This window comes from Streptomyces sp. NPDC051569 (assembly GCF_044454085.1).
Lineage (GTDB): Bacteria > Actinomycetota > Actinomycetes > Streptomycetales > Streptomycetaceae > Streptomyces.
The window spans coordinates 151041-172338 of the sequence record NZ_JBITDJ010000001.1; the positions used below are offsets into that span (position 1 = coordinate 151041).

Below are 21298 nucleotides of genomic sequence, written 5' to 3' on the forward strand. Positions count from 1 at the left end.
GACCCTCCGCGCCCTGGGCGTACCCCGTCCGTACCCAGGCGCGCGGCATGTCGGTCCTTCCTTGTCTCCTTTGCTGCCGCCGCCTGTGCGGGTCCGGGTATTTCGCTCACATTTTTCCCGGTTCATCCCCACTTCGCTTGCACCTTGTCTGTGCAGCACACCGAGAGGCCTCTTCCGATGCGTCAACCGTCCGTCATCACCCGCCGCGTGGCCGTGACCGCCCTCACCGTGGCCGTCGCCGTGGTCGCCGCCGCCTGCGCGGGCCCTCAGGGGACCGACGCCAAGGCGGGCGCCGCCGGCACGGGCACGCCCCAGAAGGGCGGCACCCTCTCGGTCCTGAACAGCGACCCGCAGACCGACTTCGACCCGGCCCGGCTGTACACCTCCGGCGGCGGAAACGTTCCTTCGCTGGTCTTCCGTACGCTGACCACCCGCAACCGCGAGAACGGCGCGGCCGGCAACAAGGTCGTCCCCGACCTGGCCACCGACACCGGCCGGCCCAACGCGGACGCCACGGAGTGGACGTACACCCTCAAGGACGGGCTGAAGTTCGAGGACGGCACCCCGATCACCACCGCCGACATCAAGTACGGCATCGAGCGCTCGTTCGCCGCCGAGCTCTCCGGCGGCGCCCCCTACCTGCGTGACTGGCTGGTCGGCGGCGCCGGGTACCAGGGCCCGTACAAGGACAAGAAGGGGCTCGACTCGATCGTGACCCCCGACGCGAAGACCATCGTCTTCAAGCTCAACAAGCCCGAGGGCGACTTCCCCTTCCTGGCGACCGCGACCCAGTTCGCGCCCGTCCCGAAGGCCAAGGACACCGGCGCCAAGTACGAGGAGCACCCGGTCTCCTCGGGGCCGTACAAGGTCGTCAAGAACGAGGGTGACGGCGAGCACCTCGTCCTGGAGCGCAACCCGAACTGGTCCGAGAAGACCGACGACCAGCGGCACGCCTACCCCGACAAGATCGAGGTGAAGTCGGGTCTCGACCCGGCCGTCATCAACCAGCGCCTCGCCACCAGCTCCGGCGCGGACGCCGCCGCCATCACCACCGACACCAATCTCGGTCCGGCCGAACTCGCGCAGGTCGGCGGGGACAAGGCGCTCGCCGACCGTGTCGGCACCGGCCACTTCGGTTACACGAACTACCTCGCCTTCAACCCGAAGGTGAAGCCGTTCGACAACCCGAAGGTGCGCGAGGCGATCTCCTACGCCATCAACCGCACCAGCGTCATCAACGCGGCCGGCGGCTCCGCGCTCGCCGAGCCCGCCACCACCTTCCTGCCGAACCAGGCGGCCTTCGGCTACACGCCGTACGACCACTTCCCGGCGGGTAAGACAGGCGACCCGGCCAAGGCCAAGGAGCTGCTGAAGGAGGCCGGCTACCCGAACGGGCTGACGATCTCCCTCACCCACTCCACCGCCCAGAACCGCGAGACCGGCGCCGAGACCGCGACCGCCGTCCAGGAGGCGCTGAAGAAGGCCGGGATCACGGTCAAGCTGGTCGGCCTGGAGCCCAACGCGTTCAACGAGGCGCGCTGGAACGTCAAGGGCGGCGCCGGCTTCTTCATCTCCCGCTGGGGCGCCGACTGGCCGTCCGGCGGTCCGTTCCTCGCGCCGATCTTCGACGGCCGGCAGATCGTCAAGGACGGCGCCAACTTCAACCACGCGCAGCTCGACGACCCGGCGGTCAACAAGGAGATCGACGAGATCAACAAGCTGACCGACCCGAAGGCCGCCGCCGTGCGGTGGGGCGCGCTCGACAAGAAGATCGGTGAGCAGGCGCTGGACGTGCCGCTCTTCCACCCCGTCTACAAGCGGCTGGTCGGCAAGGACGTCAAGAACGTCGTCATCAGTGACTGGACCGGCGTTCTCGACATCTCGCAGGTCTCGGTCAAGTGAGTACCGCTCCTGACCTGTTGGCGCCCGAGGCGGTGGCGGCGACGCCCGCCGCCTCGGGCGTCCGCCAGGCCTGGCGACGGCTGCGGGGACGCCCCGCGGCCGTCGCCGCGGCGGTCGTCCTCGGCCTGCTGGTCGCCCTCGCCCTGGCCGCGCCGCTGCTCGCCGCGATCGAGGGCCAGAACGCCGACTCCTACCACGACGCGCTGGTGGACTCGGCGCGCGGCGGCGTCCCGCTGGGGTCCTTCGGCGGGATGAGCGGCGACCACTGGCTCGGTGTCGAACCGGGCACCGGCCGGGACCTCTTCGTACGACTGCTGTACGGGGCCCGTGTCTCGCTGCTCGTCGCTGTCGGCGCGACCGCCGTACAGGTGGCCATCGGCGTCGCGGTGGGGCTCGCCGCCGGACTCGGCAACCGGCTGCTCGACAATCTGATCAGCCGGTTCACCGATGTGATGGTCGCGCTGCCGATGCTCGTGCTCGCCATCGCCCTGACCGCCATCGTGCCCGCCGACTTCCCCCGCCCGCTGCTGCTGATCCTGGTCATCGGACTGATCGGCTGGGCCGGCACGTCACGGATCGTCCGCGCGCAGACGCTGTCCCTGAAAGAACTCGACTTCGTGGCCGCGGCCCGGCTCGGCGGCTCCGGACGCTGGCGCGTGGCGCGGCGCGAGCTGGTCCCGTCGCTCGCCGCGCCGGTCATCACGTACGCGGCGATCCTGCTGCCCTCGAACATCGTGTTCGAGGCGTCGATGTCCTTCCTCGGAGTCGGGGTCAAGCCACCCACACCGTCCTGGGGACAGATGCTGTCGAACGCGCAGACCTGGTTCCGGGCCGACCCCATGTATGTGCTGCTGCCCGCCGGGCTGCTGTTCGTGACGGTGCTCGCCTTCACGGTGCTGGGGGACGCGGTGCGCTCGGCCCTCGATCCGCGCGCGGCCAGCCGGCTGCGGATCGGGAGGCGGAAGCCCCGTGCCGCCCGGCAGGACCGTAAGACGCTCAAGGAAACGGCCTCATGACGCGCTACCTGCTCAAACGGCTCGGCGGCGCGCTGCTCGTCCTGCTGGTGCTCTCCGTCGTGGTCTACGCGCTCTTCTACGTCGTGCCCGGCGACGCGGCGCGGCTCGCCTGCGGCGAGCGCTGCTCGACGTTCCAGGTCTCGCAGGTGCGCGAGCAGCTCGGTCTGGGCGACCCGGTGTACGTGCAGTACGGGCACTTCCTCCAGGGGATCTTCGCCGGGCGCGACTACTCCACCGGTACGGCGATCCTGCACTGCGACGCGCCCTGCCTCGGCTTCTCGTACCAGACCGATCAGCAGGTCACCCAGCTGATCCTGGAGCGGCTGCCGGCGACCGCCTCCCTGGCGATCGGCGCGATGGTGTTCTGGCTGGTCATCGGCGTGGGCACCGGGCTGCTGTCCGCGCTGCGGCGCGGCGGCGTCACCGAGCGGGCGCTGACCCTGTTCACCCTCGCGGCGACGGGCATGCCCGTCTTCATCCTCGGTCTGCTGCTGATGATGGCGGTCTGCGCCTACCTGCGGTGGCTGCCGTTCCCGACGTACGTACCGCTGACCGACAATCCCGAGCAGTGGGCGTGGAACATGCTGCTGCCCTGGCTGACGCTCGGCCTCTTCGAAAGCGCCAAGTACGCGCGGCTGACCCGCAGCTCCACGCTGGAGACGTTGGCCGAGGACCACATCCGGACGTTTCGCGCGTACGGGGTCGGGGAGCGGGCGATCGTCGGGCGGCACGCGCTGCGTGGCGCCCTGCCGCCGGTCATCGCACTCAACGCGCTGGACCTCGGCACCGTGATGGGCGGCGCCGTGCTCACGGAATCCCTCTTCGGCATTCCCGGCATCGGCAAGACCCTGATCGACGGGGTGCGGCACATCGATCTTCCTGTCGTGGTGGGCGTGGTGCTGGTGACCGGCGCGGCCGTCGTCGTGGCGAACGTGATCGCGGACCTGCTGTACGCCGCGGCCGACCGAAGGGTGGCTCTCCGGTGACGGAGCAACTGGTTCAGGTGCAGGACCTCACCGTCGACTTCTCGGCGGGTGAGGAGACCGTACGGGCCGTGGACGGCCTGTCCTTCACCCTCGCGGCCGGCCGCGCGATCGGCCTGGTCGGCGAGTCGGGCAGCGGCAAGAGCACCGTCGCCGGCGCGCTGCTCGGCCTGCACCGGGGGACCGGTGCGGAGGTCGGCGGCACGGTACGGGTGGGCGGTACGGACGTCGCCACGGCCTCCGAGCGCGACCTGCGCGCGCTGCGCGGCGGCGTGGCCGCGATGGTCTTCCAGGACCCGCTGTCGGCCCTGGACCCCTACTACGCGGTCGGTGACCAGATCGCCGAGGTGTACCGGGTCCACACCGACGCGACCCGGCGCGCGGCGCGCGTCCGCGCTGTCGAGGTCCTCGACCGGGTCGGCATCCCGGACGCGGCACGGCGGGCGAAGGCCAGGCCGCACGAGTTCAGCGGCGGCATGCGCCAGCGCGCGCTCATCGCGATGGCTCTCGCCTGCGAACCGCGCCTGCTGATCGCCGACGAACCCACCACGGCGCTGGACGTCACGGTCCAGGCGCAGATCCTCGATCTCCTGCACGACCTGCGCCGCGAGACGGGCATGGGGCTGCTGCTGGTCACCCACGACGTGGGCGTGGCGGCGGAGAGCGTGGACGAGATCCTGGTCATGCGGAACGGCCGGGAGGTGGAGCGCGGCCCGGTGGGGGACGTGCTCGGCACGCCGAAGGAGACGTACACGCGGACGCTGCTGGCGGCGGTCCCCCGGGTGGACACGCCGATGGCGCCGGTGGTGCGCGGGGCGCGGAGCGTGAACGCCCCGGACGGCGCGGCCGGCGTGCTCCTGGAAGCCGTGGACCTGCGGCGCGAGTTCCGGCGCGGCCGGGAGACCGTCACCGCCGTGGACGGCGTCTCGCTCACCGTCCGCCCCGGCGAGACCCTCGGCATCGTCGGGGAGAGCGGCAGCGGCAAGACCACCCTCGGGCGCATGCTCGTACGGCTGCTGGATCCGAGCGCCGGGCGGCTGCGCTACCAGGGGGCGGAGATCGGCACCCTCTCCGAGAAGGAACTGCGGCCGCACCGGCGTGAATTGCAGATGATCTTCCAGGACCCGGTCTCCTCGCTCAACCCGCGCCGCTCCATCGGCGAGTCCGTCGCCGATCCGCTGCGGGCCGCCGGGGTGCTCGACGAGACGCGGATCGTCTCGCGCGTACGGGACCTGCTGGAACGGGTCGGGCTCGACCCGGACCGGTACGACCGGTATCCGCACGAGTTCAGCGGCGGGCAGCGCCAGCGTGTCGGGATCGCCCGGGCGCTCGCCGCCGAGCCCCGGCTCATCGTCTGCGACGAGCCCGTCTCGGCGCTCGACGTGACGACCCAGGCGCAGGTCACCGCCCTGCTCGCCGAACTCCAGCGGGAACTCGGCCTGGCGCTGGTCTTCATCGCGCACGACCTGGCCGTCGTACGGCAGGTCAGCGACCGGGTCGCGGTCATGCGGAACGGCAGGATCGTCGAACAGGGCACGGTGGAACAGGTGTACGGGGCGCCCGCAGACCCGTACACGAAGCAGCTGCTCGCGGCTGTCCCCGCGCTCGATCCGGAGCTTGCCGCCGCCCGCCGCTCGGCGCGCGGGACACTCCCCGAAACGGTGTCCGTCGCCTGACATTCCGTGACCGACGCGCTCCGTAGCGCGATAGAACGCCCCCGGCACGGGAAAGTTACGTGCATTCACCCCTTCTGGTGGCGCGACGGACAACCGTCCGTCGCGCCCCCGGCCTGTCCGCTTACGGTCGTCCCGCTGCGAGTCGCCGGATCAACGGCGGCCGCCCACAGGGGAGATCGGGGATGGGCTCGTGCGGATCGGACTGCTTACGGACGGTGGGTATCCGTATGCGACGGGTGAGTCCAGGCTCTGGTGCGACCGGCTCGTGCGCGGGCTCGCACCGCACCAGTTCGACATCTACGCACTGAGCCGCAGCGCGCGGCAGGAGGAACGCGGCTGGATCCGGCTGCCGCGTCAGGTCCGGCGGGTGCGCACCGCGCGGCTCTGGGCGGCCGCCGACGACGGCCGGGACTACGGGCGGCGGGACCGGCGGCGGTTCGCCGGGCACTTCACGCAGCTGGCGGCGGCGGTCTGCTCCGACGGGGCCCCGGGCGCGGGCGGTGCGGAAGGCGTTGGCGGCGTTCACGCTCCGGCGGGCACGGACGGCGCGGCGGCGTTCGCCGCAGGGCTGTACGGACTCGCCGACCTGGCCAGGGAGCGCGGCGGCCTGTCCACCGCCCTGCGCTCCGAAACGGCCGTACGGCTCGTCGAGTCCGCCTGCCGCGCACCCGGCGCACGCCGGAGCGTGAGCGCCGCCACCATCCCCGACTACCTCGCCTTCGTCGACCAGCTGGAACGCGCCCTGCGCCCCCTCTCGCTCGACTGGTACGGCGACGACGGCCTGGCCTCGGCCGATCTCTGCCACGCCGTGTCGGGCGGACCGGCGGCTCTGGCCGGACTCCTGGCCAAACGCTTCTTCGGCGCCCCGCTGCTGGTCACGGAGTACGGCGTACAGCTGCGCGCGCACTACCTCGCCGCCGGGGGCGCGGCCGGGAGCCCCGGCGCATCCCCGGCGGGGCCCCGGGCCGGTGCGCCGGTCCGCGCCCTGCTCGCCTCCTTCCACCGCCGGCTCGCCGCCGAGACCTACCGGCAGGCGAGCGTCATCACCCCCGGCAACACCCACGCCAGGCGCTGGCAGGAGAGGTGCGGCGCCGACCGCGCCAAGCTGCGCACGGTCTACCCGGGGATGGAGCCGGAGCGGTTCGCCGCGGTGGGGGCGCCCGGCGGCGAGGCGGGCCGCGGCCGGCCGGGCCATGGCGCGGCGGCGCGCGGCGGGACCGGGCGCGGCGAGGCGGACGGGAACGCGCACACGCTCGTCTGGGTCGGCAGGATCGAACCCGCCAAGGACGTCATCTCGCTGCTGCGGGCCTTCGCCGTGATCCGCGCGGCGGAGCCCGGCGCGCGGCTGCGCATCGTGAGCGCCCCCACGCGCGACCCCGAGGCCGCCGCGTATCCCGCCCACTGCCGGGAGCTGGCCGCCCAGCTCTTCCCCGAAGAGCCGGCCGGTGCCCCCGGCGGCCGTCCCGTCTCCTTCGAGGAGATCGGCGGCCCCGAGGCGCCCGACCTGCCCGGCGCCTACGCGGCGGGCGGGCTGGTCGTCCTCTCCAGCGCGGTGGAAGGCTTCCCGGTCAGCCTGGTCGAGGCGATGTTCTGCGGGAGCGCGACGGTCTCCACCGATGTCGGCGCGGTCGTCGAAGTCGTCGGCGGAACGGGGGTCGTGGTGCCCCCGCGCAATCCCCGGGCGCTCGCGGACGCCTGCATCGCGCTGTTGCGCGACCCGGAGCGCCGGGCGCGGCTCGGCGCGGCGGCGCGCGCCCGCGCACTCGAACTCTTCTCCGTCGAGCAGAATCTCGCGGCATTTCGTGGCATCTATCTGGAGCTCGTCTCGCACACCCCCGTACGGCGCCCGGCGGACGCCGTGGACACCGACGGTGAGCCGTTGCCCTTCGCCCACCCGGCGGAGCTGTACGTCCCGGGCCGCTGGAGCGCCGGCTTCCCGGCGGACACGGGGCGTACCCCGCGCGGGGCACCCGAATCCCCGCCGCTGCCCCAGCCCCAGCCCGTCGGCGCGCACTCCGGGGCGGGGGAACGCGATGTCTGACGCGGCCGTCCGGCGCGGGCCCGCCGATCCGGTCAGGGCCCTGATGGACCGCCACAGGTACTTGTGCGAGCGGGCCGTCGATCCGCTGGAGATCGCCGCCGGCCTGGAGGCGCACGGCATGACGGACCGGACCGCCGTCCGATTCCGGCACCGGGACGTCTTCTCGCTCGCCGAGGAGCTGTACGCACGCGTGCCACGCGGTGCGGACAGCGCGGCTCCGGGACACCCGACTGCCGGACGCCCGACTGCCGGACACCCGACTGCCGGACGCCCGGCTCCAGGACGCCCGGCTGCCGGACGCCCGGCTCCGGGACACCCGGCGCGCGTCGCCGATGCGCGCGCCGGGTGGACGGGCCGGACCGCCTGGGCCGGGCGGCCCGGCCGGGCCGGCTGGGCGGCTCTCGGGCTGCTGCCCGGCGCCTTGTGCTCGCTCACCCTCCTCGGCCTGGACCACAGCGGTGGGCAGCGGCGGCTCGCGATCGGGCTGGCGGGCGGCCTCGCCCTCTCCGGCGCGCTGTCCGCCTGTCTGCGCCGGGGACCGCTGCGGGCCGGGGACCGTGGGCCGGGCGCCGAGGACCGTACCGCCCCCGCCTCAGGCCTCCCGGTCCGCTGGCTGCTGGCCTATCTGGTCTGTGGCGACGGACTCCTGGACCAGCTCGTCGCGGGCGGCCCCCACGGACCGTGGTCCGTCACCACGGCCCCGCTCGCCGCACTGGCCTTCGCCGTGGCGCCGGCCGCCTGGTGCGCCCACCTCTTCTCCGTACAGGCGCGGCGCAGACTCGACGACAGCCACGGACTCGCCGACTTCGCCGCCGGAGCCCGGCCCCTGCTGTGCTCGGCGGCCGGGCTGTACACCTTCGTCCTGACCGGCCTGTCCCTGCTCGCGGCGGCCGTCTTCGGGGACGCCGGCGACGGCGCGCTCGCCCCTACCGTCACGCTCGGCACCCTCTTCTTCCTCGCCCGGCTGCTCACGGTCCACGGCTTCCCGGGACCCGGGGCCACCGGACTCGCCCTCGCCGCCGCCGTGGAGGCCCTGGCCTGCGCGTCCGTCCTGGCGGGCCGGATTCCCGGCTGCGCTGCCCTCGCTCTTCCCGCCCGGGCCGTCGTCCGGGCGTGGGGAGCCGGAGCCGTACCCACCCTCGCCTGCGGAGCCGCCGCACTCGGACTGCTCATCCACGCCGCCGTCGTGCTCTCCCGGGCCTCGGCGCACACCTGACGTCACGACGCGGCGACCCGTCACGACGCGGTACCCACCCCTGACGTGTGCCACGCACCACCGCGACACGCATCACCGCACCACCCTTAAGGAGACGACAGACATGACCCCACAGACCCCAGCCCCCGCCCCGGCCCTGGCCCGTCGGCACCGAGGGGCCGCGCGATGAGGGTCCTGCTGCTCGGTGCCAACGGTTTTCTCGGCCGCTTCGTGGCCGACCGGCTGCTCGCCGACCCCGCCGTGCACCTCACGGCGCTCGGCCGTGGCGACGACGCCGACGTGCGGTTCGACCTCGCGAGCGGCAGTCCGGGAGCCCTCACCCGCTTCCTGGACGCCGTGCACCCCGGAGTCGTCATCAACTGCGCCGGAGCCACCCGGGGCGGCGCCCGCGAGCTGACCCGGCACAACACGGTCGCCGTCGCCACGGTCTGCGAGGCCCTGCGGCGCAGCGGCTGCGGGGCCCGGCTCGTCCAGCTCGGCTGCGCCTCCGAGTACGGGCCCTCCCCGCAGGGCTCGTCGACCGCCGAGGACGCCGTGCCGCGCCCCGGCGGCCCGTACGGCGTGAGCAAGCTCGCCGCGTCGGAGCTGGTGCTGGGCTCCGGCCTCGACGCCATCGTCCTCCGGGTCTTCTCCCCGGTCGGCCCCGGCACCCCGGCGGGCTCCCCGCTCGGCCGGCTCGCGGAGGCGATGCGCCGGGCCATGCAGTCCGGCGACGGCGAACTGAAGCTCGGCGGCCTCGGCGTGCAGCGTGACTTCGTCGACGTACGGGATGTGGCGCGCGCCGTGCACGCCGCCTCCCTCTCCGCCGCGCAGGGCATCGTCAACATCGGCACCGGCCGTGCCGTACGGCTGAGGGACGCCGCCGCCGTCCTCGCGAGGGTCGCCGGGTACGCGGGCGCCCTGCACGAGCTGGACATGCCCCCCGGGCCGGTCCGCCCCGGCCACCCCACCATCGGAGCCCCCCGGGGCGAGCCGATGGTGGAACACCTCGGCGTCGGCCCGTTCCCGTACCCCGACGGCTGCGGCAGCTGGCAGCAGGCGGACGTACGCACCGCGCGCGACCGGCTCGGCTGGCGGCCCCGGATCAATCTGGAGGAATCCCTCGCCGACATCTGGATGGAGGCGGCGTGCCGCATCTGACCGGAGGCGGTGGGACGCGTCCGACCGCCTCCGGTGACCGGTTGCCCGTCACCGGGGCGGGCCGGGTCCGTTTCGGGGTCCCCGGCTACGCGCACCCGCTGCTCGCCCCGGTCGAATGGGCCGAACTGGCCCGCCCCGGGACGCCGCTGCACTGGGCCGTCCTCAATGTCGCGGAAGGGCCGGGCGCCCGGCCCGACCCGCACTGCGTGGAGGCGGTGCGCCGGCTCGGGGGTGCGCGGGTGCGGGTGCTCGGCCATCTCGATCTGGCCTACGGCACCCGCCCCTTCGGGGAGATCGTCTCGGACGCGGTGCGCTTCCTCGACTGGTACCGCGTCGGCGGGTTCTTCCTCGACCGGTGTCCGGCGGACCGCGCGGACCTTCCGGAGGTCCGGCGGGTGACGGCGGCGCTGCGGGCGGAACTGGCGGCGGGGCGGGACAGCGGGTTGGCGGCGGGGCAGGACGGCGGGACGGTGGCGGGGCGGGACGGCGGCCACCTCGTCCTGGGGCACGGGACCCACCCGTACCCCGGATACGCCGAGAACGCCGACCAGTTGGTGACCTTCTCCGGGCCATGGACGGACTACCGCTGGTCACAGGCGGCCGAGTGGACGGCGGACTACCCGCCGGAGCGCTTCGTCCATCTCGTCCACGGGATTCCGCGCACGCACCTCGACGAGGCCCTGCGGATCGCCCGGTGGCAGGGCGCCGGGACGGTCTTCTTCACCGACCGGACGGGCTGGAACGCTCCGTTCGAGACGCTGCCCGGCTACTGGGACGAGATCGTCTCGCGAGTCGGACCGGGTGTCTCGGAATGAGAAGGGGCGTGGCAGTGTTACACGGAGAACGTCCGTACTGACCGACCGACCAACCCCCTTGTTGAGGTCCTTGTGTCGCTGCCACCCCTGGTCGAGCCCGCTGCCGAGCTCACCGTCGACGAGGTCCGCAGGTACTCCCGTCATCTGATCATCCCGGACGTCGGGATGGACGGGCAGAAGCGGCTGAAGAACGCGAAGGTGCTGTGCGTGGGTGCCGGTGGCCTCGGCTCCCCGGCCCTGATGTACCTGGCCGCAGCCGGTGTCGGCACGCTCGGCATCGTGGAGTTCGACGAGGTCGACGAGTCGAACCTGCAGCGCCAGATCATCCACAGCCAGGCCGACATCGGCCGGCCGAAGGCGCAGTCCGCACGGGACTCCGTCCTCGGGATCAACCCCTATGTGAACGTGATCCTTCACGAAGAGCGGCTTGAGGCCGAGAACGTGATGGAGATCTTCTCGCAGTACGACCTGATCGTGGACGGCACGGACAACTTCGCCACCCGCTACCTGGTCAACGACGCGTGCGTGCTGCTGAACAAGCCGTACGTCTGGGGTTCGATCTACCGCTTCGACGGCCAGGCGAGCGTGTTCTGGTCCGAGCACGGTCCCTGCTACCGCTGCCTCTACCCGGAGCCCCCGCCGCCGGGCATGGTCCCCTCCTGCGCCGAGGGCGGCGTGCTGGGCGTGCTCTGCGCGTCCATCGGGTCCATCCAGGTCACCGAGGCGATCAAGCTGCTGACGGGCATCGGTGATCCGCTGGTCGGCCGGCTGATGATCTACGACGCCCTGGAGATGCAGTACCGCCAGGTCAAGGTCCGCAAGGACCCCGACTGCGCGGTCTGCGGCCCGAACGCCACCGTCACCGAACTCATCGACTACGAGGCCTTCTGCGGCGTCGTGTCCGAGGAGGCCCAGGAAGCGGCGGCCGGTTCCACGATCACTCCCAAGCAGCTCAAGGAGTGGATCGACGACGGCGAGAACATCGAGATCATCGATGTCCGGGAGCCGAACGAGTACGAGATCGTCTCGATCCCCGGCGCCAAGCTGATCCCGAAGAACGAGTTCCTGATGGGCACCGCCCTGGAGTCCCTGCCGCAGGACAAGAAGATCGTCCTGCACTGCAAGACGGGGGTGCGCAGCGCGGAGGTGCTCGCGGTGCTGAAGTCCGCGGGCTTCTCGGACGCGGTGCATGTGGGCGGCGGCGTGATCGGCTGGGTCCACCAGATCGAGCCGGACAAGCCGGTCTACTGACGGCGAAGCGGCCCGCCACGGGATGCACCACGCGAGGCGGGCCGCCGCGAGGCCGACCACGCGCCACGCGAAGAGGGTGAGTACGCGCAGGGGCCGGTCCCCTCGGCGGTTGCCGGGGACCGGCCCCCGCGGCGTGCTTCAGCCGCAGACGGTGCCCGCCGCGGGCACCTTGCCCCGCAGCAGATAGTCGTTCACGGCCCCCTGCACACACCGGTTGCCGCTGTCGTACGCGCCGTGCCCCTGGCCCCGGTACGTGATCTCCACACCGACCCCCTTGCCCAGCGCCTCGGCCATCGCCTTGGCACCCGCGTACGGGGTCGCCGGGTCGCCGGTGTTGCCGATGATCAGGATCGGGGCCGCGCCCGGTGCGCTCACATCGGGGTGGGTCCACTGCCCCGCCACCGGCCACTGCGAGCAGCCCATCAGCCCCCAGCCGAGGAAGTCACCGAAGACGGGCGACGCCGCCCGGAACTCCGGCAGCTTCGCCTTGGTCTGCGCCAGGGTGTAACGCTCCTTGGAGTCGGCGCAGTTGATGGCTGCGTTGGCCGCCTGGAGATTGCTGTACCGGCCCTGCTGGTCGCGCCCGTTCATCGAGTCGGACAGGGCGAGCAGCAGAGCTCCGTTGCCGGCGTCGGCCTCCTCCAGCCCCTGCTCCAGCAGGGGCCAGAACTCCTTCGAGTAGAGCGTCTGGGCGATGCCGTTGGTGGCCTGGGTCTCGGTGAGGCGGCGGCTGCCGAGGCCCGCGATCGGCTGCTCGTCGAGCCGGCCGAGCAGCCCGGTGATGAACGCCTCGATCTGCTTCGGGGTGGAGCCGGGCAGCGTGCAGGCGTCGCCCCGGGACACACAGTTCTTCTCGAAGTTGGTCAGGGCGAGCTGGAAGCCCTTCGTCTGCCCGAGCGAGCCCTGTTCGGAGTTCTGCGTCGGGTCGACGACGGCGTCGAAGACCGCCCGCCCGACGGACTTCGGATACAGGTGGGCGTAGACGCCGCCCAGTTCCGTGCCGTAGGAGATCCCGAAGTAGAAGAGCTTCCGGTCACCGAGGACCCGGCGCATCAGCTCCATGTCCCGGGCGGCGTTCGTCGTACCGACGTGGGGGAGCGCGGTGCCGGAATTCTTCTCGCAGCCCGACGCGTAGCTCGCGAGGCCCTGGACGAAGGTCTTCTCCTCGGTGGCGTCGTCCGGGGTGGCGTCCTCGGCGTAGTACGAGTCGAGCCGCTTGTCGCTCTCGCACTCCACGCCGTCGCTGCGGCCGACGCCGCGCGGGTCGAAGCTGACGAGGTCGTAACGGTCGCGGAGCTTCTCGTAGTCCTTGGCGAAGGACGGCAGCGTATCGACGCCGGATCCGCCGGGACCGCCGAAGTTGAAGATGAGGGACCCGATCCGCCGGCTCTGGTCGCGGGCCCTGGCCCGGATGAGGGCCAGCTCGATCGTGTCGCCGTCCGGCCTGGCGTAGTCGAGCGGCGCGAACAGGGAGGAGCACTCCCACCGCGCGCCGCCGGGCAGCGGGGACGGAGCCGTACCGCCGCCCTCCGACGTCGACGGGGCCTGGCACGTCTTCCAGTCCAGCCGCTGGGACGCCAGGTCCTTGGGCCGGTCCGTGCTGTTGGCGCTGCCGCCCGAGGAGCTTGTGCTGCCGGAGCAGCCGGTGGCGGCCAGCAGTGCGGCGGCGGTGACGGCGGCCAGGGCCAGGGAACGCCGGGCGGGGGAGGTCGGCATGGACCCATGGTGCGCCCCGGCGGCACGGGCCGCGCGGGGCCGCGGTCCATGCGGGTGGCGGACCGGGGCCGCGACCCGCACGGGGTGGCGACCGGCTCCGGGGCACAGCCGCGCCGGGGCCGTGACCCGCACGGGGCACAGCCTCCCCGGGCCATGACGCGGCCCCGCGCCTACAGCGCTCCCTTACGGGTGAGGTAGCTGAAGGACAGCCAGCCCGGCAGCACCGGCAGCCACAGGGTCATCAGCCGGAACAGCAGCACGGCGGGCGCGGCGACCTCCTTCGGCAGCCCGACCGCCAGCAGACCCAGCGTCAGCGCGGTCTCGACGGCGCCCACACCGCCCGGCGTCGGCGCCGCCGAGCCCAGCGCGTTGCCCGCCAGGAAGACGACCGCGATGCTCGCGTAGCTCAGCTGCTGGTGCCCGTCGTCGAACGCCCGGATCGACGCGTCCAGACACATCACGAACACGCCCGTCAGCAGCAGCATCCCGCCGATGCCGGTGAGCAGCTTCAGCGGCCGCTGGAGTACGTCGAGCATGCGCGGCACCACCCCGGCGAACAGCGAGCGCAGCCGGGTCGAGACGAACTTCCGCAGGAACGGGATCGCGGTCACGACCAGCACCAGCACGGCGACCGTCAGCAGGCCCGCGATCACCGTCCTGGACGGGGTGAGGGAGGTCGTCTTCTCCGTACCGGTGAGATAGCCGAAGGACAGCAGCAGCATGATGTGCGCGCCGAGCCCGAAGAGCTGCGACGCGCCCACGCTCGCCACGGCGAGTCCGGGCCGTACCCCCGCGCGCTGCAGGAAGCGGGTGTTCAGCGCCACCCCGCCGACCGCCGCCGGGGCGACGATCTTGACGAAGGAACCGGCGACCTGCGCGGCGACCGTGCGCCGGAACGGCACCCTCTCCGGTACGAAGCCCAGCAGGCTCATCGCCGCCGCCACATAACTGAGCGCCGAGAACGCGGCGGCGGCCGCCACCCAGCCCCAGTGCGCCTGCCCGATCACCGTGCGGAAGTCCAGCTGGGTCAGCTGCGTGAGCAGGAAGTACGCGGCGACGGCCCCGGCGATGACGGTGATGAGCGTGCGCGGCTTGATGCGCTCCAGGCGGACCGGCTCGACCGGTGCCTGCGGCCTGATCAGCAGCACCTGCTTGCGCATCTGGGAGAGCAGATCCTCCTCGCGCGCCTCGTCCAGGGCATCGTCTATGGCCCGCTTCTCCGCCTGCTTCTCCGCGCGCAGGGACTTGCGGACGGTCTTGCGGTCCCCGGCGTCGGCCGTGGCCTCCGCCGCCTTGAGGTGCTTGCTCGCCTCGGACGCGGCGAGCACCGCGTCGCGCTCGCGCTGCGACCGCTCACGGGCCAGCCGGCGCAGCGTCGCCCGGGTGGAGCGGCTCAGCGCGATCGGCTGGAGCAGCGGCAGGCAGTCGGCGACCGTGTCCGGTCCGATCACCTCCACGGCGGCGGCGACCGAGCGCTCCGCGCCCACCCGCAGGCCCATCGTGGTGAGCATCTGCGCGGTGTCCATGCGCAGCACCAGATCGCCCGCCGCGATCTCGCCGCCGCGCAGCTCCGTGAGGATCACCTCGCAGTCGGCGTTCACCAGAAGCGCGTCGCCGGTGAGTCTGCGGTGCGCGATGCGCCGCGACTGCAGCGCCTCGACCTGCCGCCAGGCGCCTCGTACCAGCTCGTCGGTGATCTCCGCGTCCGGGAGCGAGTCCAGCGAACGGGCGCCCAGGTGCTCGTACACGAGCATGACGGCGTCGGGACCGAGCTCGGAGGTGGCGATCAGCTTGGGGGCGTTGGCCCCGGCGGCGATCGCCGCGTACGCCAGCAGCGCTTCCTGTTCGAGCGCCTGGCGCAGGGAGGGGATGGATCTGCGGGTGGTGATGGAGCGCAGGGTCAGCTGCCGCCACACCCGGTAGAAGAACCCCTGGGCCTGCTGCTCGCGGTCCACGACGGTGACATCGAGCGGCGGCCCCTCCTCCAGGATGACCAGATAGCGGCGGCCCCGGTCGCCCTGCTCGGAGGAGTCGGCCACCTCCTCCGCGCGCATCGCGCTGACCGGGCGGAAACCGACCCGGCGCAGACCGGCCATCAGGGTCTGGCCGGTGGGCCGTACGTTGGGGGAGCCGACCGTGTAGAGCGTGCCGTAGGCGACGGTCCAGCCGATCAGCACGGTCAGGATGATCGAGAGCGGTGTGGTGTAACCGGCGACCAGCATCGCGAAGGCGTCGAGCAGCAGCACCACCCAGAGCACGACCCGCCAGCGGGGTCTGCGGGCCATCCCGACGGCGGTCATGTACGCGATGACCGGCGCGAGATAGCCGTGTACGGGGTCGGTCAGCCCGGCGCCGAGCTGCGGGCGGGTCAGTGCGTCCTGGATGGAACCGGGGGCGGCTCTGGCGACCCAGAGGTCGGTGGCGAGCGTGACGCCGTGGGCCAGCACGGCGGCGAGTACGCCGTCCGCGATCCGCAGTCCGTCGCGTTTGATCAGCCGCTCGATCGCGAACGCGACCGGGACGAGCAGCACGGCGATGCTGGACACCAGGCCGGCCAGTTTGACGATCAGGTCGGGAGCCTGGCCGGTGCCCTTGCTGATGTCCTGTTCCAGGCCGGTGGTGGTGCCGTGCGCGAAGGCGGACAGGCCGATGACCAGGGCGATGGCCAGCACACCGATGAGCAGACGCAGCAGGTCGGAGGGCCGGTGGACGCGGGCGGCGAGCAGTGGCTCGTCCCCGGAGACCCGGTCGGCGCGGGTGGCGCCGGTGCCGCAGGGATCATCGTCGTCGGCGTCGTCGGCGTCGTCGGCGTCGTCGCGGTCGTCATCTTCGGCGTCGGCACCGGCGTCGCGGCCGGGGTCGCCGGCCTCCGCGCGCGCGTCGCGCTCGCGGTCCGGACGGCCGCCGTCTTCGGCACCGGCGTCCGTGCCTGCTCCGTCGTCGCCGGGGACGTCGCCGCTCGCGTCGTCGCCGCCGGCACTCGCCTTGTCCTCGGGACGGCCTTCGCCGTCCGGGCGCGACTCAGCGCCGGAGGTGCTCGCCGCAGCGGGAGGCTGCACGCCCTGTTCCTCCGCCGAATGCGTCTCTTCTTGATCTCGTATCACCAGTCACCGCCCGGATGATGGTGGCACGTGCCGACGACAGACGGGGGCATCAGGGTGCATTGCGGGGGGACGGGGCGCGCGAGATACGTCCCTTTGTGTGTGTACGTACACAGGGTGACCGAGCGGACGCACTCCGATGTGACGGATTCGCGTGGCCACCGGTGCGGTCGCTCCGCTGGGCGTTGTCGGTGGGGTGCGGCAGGATGGGGCGGATGAGGGGTGAGGAGTCCGAAGAGCCGGGCACGGACCCGGCGGGTGGCCCGTCGCGGCTTCCCGAGTACGCGGACCGGGTGCTGGACGTCGCGGAGCTGATCCCGGCCGGCCGGGTGATGACGTACGGCGATGTGGCGGAGTGGCTCGGCGCGGGCGGACCGCGCCAGGTGGGCCGCGCCATGGCGCTCTACGGCGGCGCCGTGCCGTGGTGGCGCGTGGTGCGCTCCGACGGCGCGCTGCTGGCGGGGCACGAGCTGCGGGCCCTGGACCGCTACCGCGAGGAAGGCACCCCGCTGCGTGAGGCCCCGCCAGGTGCCGACGGCCACCTTCCGCGCCTGGACATGAAGCGGGCGCGGTGGGACGGGACGGACGCGGACGGCGTGGCTCATATATGACAGCTTCCGCCATGCCGCCGCGTGGCGGGAGGGGAGACGGCTCCGCCGGGGCCGGTACGGGCCGGGCGGCAGCCCGGGTGACGGGTCCGAGGGCGGCACATGTGACGGACCGCACGGAGCGGATGACGGCGTACGGGGCCGCCCGGACGCGTCGGGGCCGCGCGGCGGCGTAGCGTCGTCGGAACGCCTTCCGCGTATCCCGGCCGGCCCCATCACCCAGGCCGGCCGGGTCACCCAGGCCGTATCCGTCACCCCGACCGTCCCCGTCGTACCGAGCGCACCCGTCATACCGAGCACACCTCTCCAGGACCGGCGACCCACGTGAGTTCCTCCCCTTCCACCGGGCGTACCCCGCACCGCCGGGTACGGCAGCGGATCCCGGGCGCGTACCGACTGGTGCGTACTCCGGTGGTCCGGACGGATCCCCCTGTGCTGGACGCAGCGCAGCGCGCGGTGGTTGACCATGAGTCCGGACCCCTGCTCGTGCTCGCCGGTCCCGGCACCGGCAAGAGCACGACGCTCGTCGAGTCGGTCGCAGCGCGGGTCGCCCGGGGCGCTGATCCGGAGCGGGTCCTGGTCCTCACCTTCAGCCGCAAGGCCGCGGTGGAGCTGCGCGACCGGATGGCGGTCCGGCTGGGCGGTACGCGCGGTCCGCAGGCGACCACCTTCCATTCGTTCTGCTACGCGCTGATCCGCGCCCACCAGGAGGCGGACCTCTTCACCGAACCGCTGCGGCTGCTCTCCGGGCCCGAGCAGGATGTCGCCGTACGTGATCTCCTCGCGGGCCAGCTCGATCTGGAGCGCGAGGGGCGGGCGCGCGTCCGGTGGCCGGACGAGCTGCGGGCCTGCCTCACCACCCGCGGGTTCGCCGACGAGGTAAGGGCGGTGCTCGCGCGCAGCCGTGAGCTGGGGCTCGGCCCCGACTCGCTGGCGGCGTTCGCGCGGCGCACCGGCCGGCCGGACTGGTCGGCCGCCGCGTCCTTCCTCGCCGAGTATCTCGACGTGCTGGACCTGCAGGGGGTGCTCGACTACGCGGAGCTGGTCCACCGGGCGGTGCTGCTCGCCGGACGGCCCGAGATCGCGGAGCGGCTGACGCGACGCTACGACGCGGTGTTCGTCGACGAGTACCAGGACACCGACCCGGCGCAGGTCAGACTGCTCGGCGCGCTGGCAGGACAGGGCCGCACACTGGTCGCCTTCGGTGACCCGGACCAGTCGATCTACGCCTTCCGGGGCGCGGATGTGAACGGCATTCTCGACTTCCCGGACACCTTCCCCCGCGCGGACGGCCGCCCGGCACCGGTGGAGGTGCTCACCACCTCCCGCCGCTCCGGGGCCCAGCTGCTGGCGGCGACCCGGCTGCTGACCCGCCGTATGCCGCTGAACCGGCTCCCCGCCGAGAAGGTACGGGCCCACCGCGAGCTCAGCGCGGTGCGGGAGGGCGGCCGCGTCGAGACGTACACCTACCCGACCCCGTCGGCGGAACTCGACAACGTCGCCGACATCCTGCGCCGCGCGCACCTGGAGGACGGCGTCCCCTGGAAGGACATGGCCGTCCTCGTGCGGGCGGGGGGCCGCACCATCCCCGCGATCCGCCGCGCCCTCACCTCGGCGGGCGTGCCCCTGGAGGTGGACGGCGACGATGTGCCCCTGCGCCACGAACCGGCGGTCTCGCCGTTGCTGACGGCGCTGCGGGCCGTGGCGGAGGCGGCGATCCGCCCGCCGTCCCCGCCGCCCGTCGAGGACGGGGAGGACAGGGAGGACAGGGAGGACAAGGCGGATGAGGCGGATGAGGAGCACGGAAAGCCGGCCTCGTCCACCGGTGCCCCGGCCAGGGGGGCACGGACCCTCGCGGAGACCGGGCGTACGGCCGCCGGCCCTGCCGTACCCTCCCCCTTCGGCCGGCTCGACACCGAGACCGCGCTCACCCTTCTCACCTCGCCCCTCGGCGGGATGGACGCCGCCGATCTGCGGCGGCTCGGCCGGGCACTGCGCGACGAGGAGCGGGCCGGCGGGAACCGCGTGCCCGCCGGGTCCGACGTCCTCCTCACCCGGGCGCTCGCCGAGCCCGAGCGGCTCGTGACGCACGATCCGGCGTACGCCCGGGGCGCTCAGAAGCTCGGCGCGCTGCTCGCCGAGGCGCGCGCGCTGCTGGAGGACGGCGGCACCGCGCAGGAGGCCCTCTGGAAGCTGTGGGACGGCACCACCTGGCCGGGGCGGCTCGAACGGTCCGCCCTGCGCGGTGGCGCGGGCGGGCGCAACGCCGACCGCGATCTCGACGCCGTGTGCGCCCTCTTCGACGCGGCGGCCCGCGCCGAGGAACGCACCGGCGGCCGGGGCGCGCTGAACTTCCTCGACGAACTGGACGCCCAGGACATCGCCGCGGACACCCTCAGCCGCAGGGCCGTACGCCACGACGCCGTACACCTGATGACGGCACACCGCTCCAAGGGCCTGGAATGGCGGCTCGTCGTGGTCGCCGGGGTCCAGGAGGGCCTGTGGCCCGACCTCAGGCGCCGCGGCTCCCTGCTGGAGGCGGACAGGATCGGCCGGGACGGACTGGCCGAACCACTGACCCCCGGGGCCCTGCTCACCGAGGAGCGCAGGCTCTTCTACGTCGCCGCGACCCGCGCCCGCGACCGCCTCGTCGTCACCGCCGTCAAGGCCCCCGCCGACGACGGCGACCAGCCCTCCCGCTTCCTCCCCGAACTCGGCGTCGAGCCCCGCGACGTCACCGGCCGGCCCCGCCGCCCCCTCGCCGTCGCCCCGCTCGTCGCGGAACTGCGCGCCACCACCGTCGACCCGGAGGCGAGCCCGGCCCTGCGCGACGCCGCCGCCCGCCGGCTCGCCCGGCTCGCGGCGCTCACCGACGAGGAGGGCCAGCCGCTCGTGCCGTCCGCGCACCCCGACCGCTGGTGGGGGCTGTACGAACCGACCCGCAGCGCGGTCCCGCTACGCGACCGGGACCAGCCCGTGGTGCTCTCCGGCAGCGCGCTGGACCAGCTGGCGAACACCTGCGCACTCCAGTGGTTCCTGGGACGCGAGGTGAAGGCGGACGCGCCCGCCACCGCCGCCCAGGGATTCGGCAACGTGGTGCACGTCCTGGCCGACGAGGTGGCCTCCGGCCGTACCCCCGCCGATCTCGACGTCCTCATGGAGCGCCTGGACTCGGTCTGGGACGCGCTGGCCTTCGACGCCCCCTGGAAGTCCCGGCAGGAGAAGGAGCACGCGCGCGTCGCGCTGGAACGCTTCCTGCGCTGGCATGTGACGGACCGTGGCGGCCGGACAGCCGCCGCCACCGAGCACGGATTCGACGTCACCCTGGAGGCGGGCGCGTACGAGGTACGGATCCGGGGATCCATGGACCGCGTCGAGCGGGACGCAGGGGGCCGCGCGTACGTCGTGGACTTCAAGACCGGGAAACAGGCCCCCACCAAGGACGAGGTCGCCCACCACCCGCAGCTCGCCGTCTACCAGCTCGCGGTCCGCGAGGGCGCCCTGGACGAGGTCTTCGACGGCCGCCGCCCGGAGCCCGGCGGCGCCGAACTCGTCCAGCTCCGCCAGCCCGCCCCGAAGAAGGAGGGCGGCGAGGCGCTCCCCAGGATCCAGGCGCAGGAGCCGCTCGCCGGGGAGTGGGTCGGCGACCTCCTCGCCACCGCCGCCGGCCGCGTACTCGACGAACGCTTCACCCCCAGCACCGGCCAGCACTGCGGCCACTGCGCCTTCCGTGCCTCCTGCAGCGCGCAGCCGGAGGGCCGGCAGATCGTGGAGTGAGCGCCCGGCCGCGGTCTCCGGGAGGAAGGGGATCACCGGTCCGGCGCTCCCCACGG

Annotated in this window: 13 protein-coding genes; 11 read left to right on the forward strand and 2 right to left on the reverse strand. The window is 73.2% G+C overall.

Annotation, left to right across the window (positions count from 1 at the left end):
- The first annotated feature begins 177 nt into the window (after positions 1-177).
- The 9 genes from ACIBAE_RS00610 (at position 178) to moeZ (ending at position 12040) form a co-directional block, all read left to right on the forward strand.
- On the forward strand, positions 178-1902 hold the full coding sequence (locus ACIBAE_RS00610) for an ABC transporter substrate-binding protein (RefSeq protein WP_399281542.1): 1725 nt from the start codon (positions 178-180) through the stop codon (positions 1900-1902).
- Positions 1899-2918: an ABC transporter permease gene (locus ACIBAE_RS00615; RefSeq protein WP_399281543.1), complete on the forward strand. Its 1020-nt coding sequence runs from the start codon at positions 1899-1901 to the stop codon at positions 2916-2918. The genes ACIBAE_RS00610 and ACIBAE_RS00615 overlap by 4 nt, the downstream gene beginning before the upstream one ends.
- On the forward strand, positions 2915-3904 hold the full coding sequence (locus ACIBAE_RS00620; RefSeq protein ID WP_399281545.1) for an ABC transporter permease: 990 nt from the start codon (positions 2915-2917) through the stop codon (positions 3902-3904). The genes ACIBAE_RS00615 and ACIBAE_RS00620 overlap by 4 nt, the downstream gene beginning before the upstream one ends.
- Positions 3901-5577 carry a dipeptide ABC transporter ATP-binding protein gene (locus ACIBAE_RS00625; RefSeq protein WP_399281546.1) on the forward strand — a complete coding sequence of 559 codons (1677 nt, stop codon included), beginning with the start codon at positions 3901-3903 and terminating at the stop codon, positions 5575-5577. The genes ACIBAE_RS00620 and ACIBAE_RS00625 overlap by 4 nt, the downstream gene beginning before the upstream one ends.
- Before the next feature lie 190 nt (positions 5578-5767).
- Positions 5768-7618: a DUF3492 domain-containing protein gene (locus ACIBAE_RS00630; RefSeq protein ID WP_399281547.1), complete on the forward strand. Its 1851-nt coding sequence runs from the start codon at positions 5768-5770 to the stop codon at positions 7616-7618.
- Positions 7611-8834, forward strand: a complete 1224-nt coding sequence (locus ACIBAE_RS00635; protein ID WP_399281548.1) for a hypothetical protein — start codon at positions 7611-7613, stop codon at positions 8832-8834. Before ACIBAE_RS00630 ends, ACIBAE_RS00635 begins: the two co-directional genes overlap by 8 nt.
- A 165-nt stretch (positions 8835-8999) precedes the next feature.
- Entirely contained in the window at positions 9000-9974 is a 975-nt protein-coding gene (locus ACIBAE_RS00640; protein WP_399281549.1) for an NAD-dependent epimerase/dehydratase family protein, read from the forward strand.
- Positions 9962-10789, forward strand: coding sequence for a spherulation-specific family 4 protein (locus ACIBAE_RS00645; RefSeq protein ID WP_399281550.1), 828 nt, complete (start codon positions 9962-9964; stop codon positions 10787-10789). Before ACIBAE_RS00640 ends, ACIBAE_RS00645 begins: the two co-directional genes overlap by 13 nt.
- Before the next feature lie 72 nt (positions 10790-10861).
- Complete coding sequence (moeZ, locus tag ACIBAE_RS00650) at positions 10862-12040, forward strand: adenylyltransferase/sulfurtransferase MoeZ (protein ID WP_399281551.1); 1179 nt, start codon at positions 10862-10864, stop codon at positions 12038-12040.
- A gap of 138 nt (positions 12041-12178) precedes the next feature.
- Here moeZ and ACIBAE_RS00655 read toward each other — a convergent pair whose 3' ends face one another.
- Together ACIBAE_RS00655 and ACIBAE_RS00660 are read right to left on the reverse strand one after the other, a co-directional pair.
- Positions 12179-13756, reverse strand: coding sequence for an alpha/beta hydrolase (locus ACIBAE_RS00655; protein ID WP_399281552.1), 1578 nt, complete (start codon positions 13754-13756; stop codon positions 12179-12181).
- Between the two features lie 170 nt (positions 13757-13926).
- Complete coding sequence (locus ACIBAE_RS00660) at positions 13927-16860, reverse strand: YbhN family protein (protein WP_399281553.1); 2934 nt, start codon at positions 16858-16860, stop codon at positions 13927-13929.
- 212 nt (positions 16861-17072) lie between these two features.
- Between ACIBAE_RS00660 and ACIBAE_RS00665 the strand changes: the two genes are divergently transcribed.
- Entirely contained in the window at positions 17073-17468 is a 396-nt protein-coding gene (locus ACIBAE_RS00665; protein WP_399281554.1) for an MGMT family protein, read from the forward strand.
- A gap of 321 nt (positions 17469-17789) precedes the next feature.
- Positions 17790-21242 carry an ATP-dependent helicase gene (locus tag ACIBAE_RS00670; RefSeq protein WP_399281555.1) on the forward strand — a complete coding sequence of 1151 codons (3453 nt, stop codon included), beginning with the start codon at positions 17790-17792 and terminating at the stop codon, positions 21240-21242.
- Positions 21243-21298 lie beyond the last annotated feature (56 nt).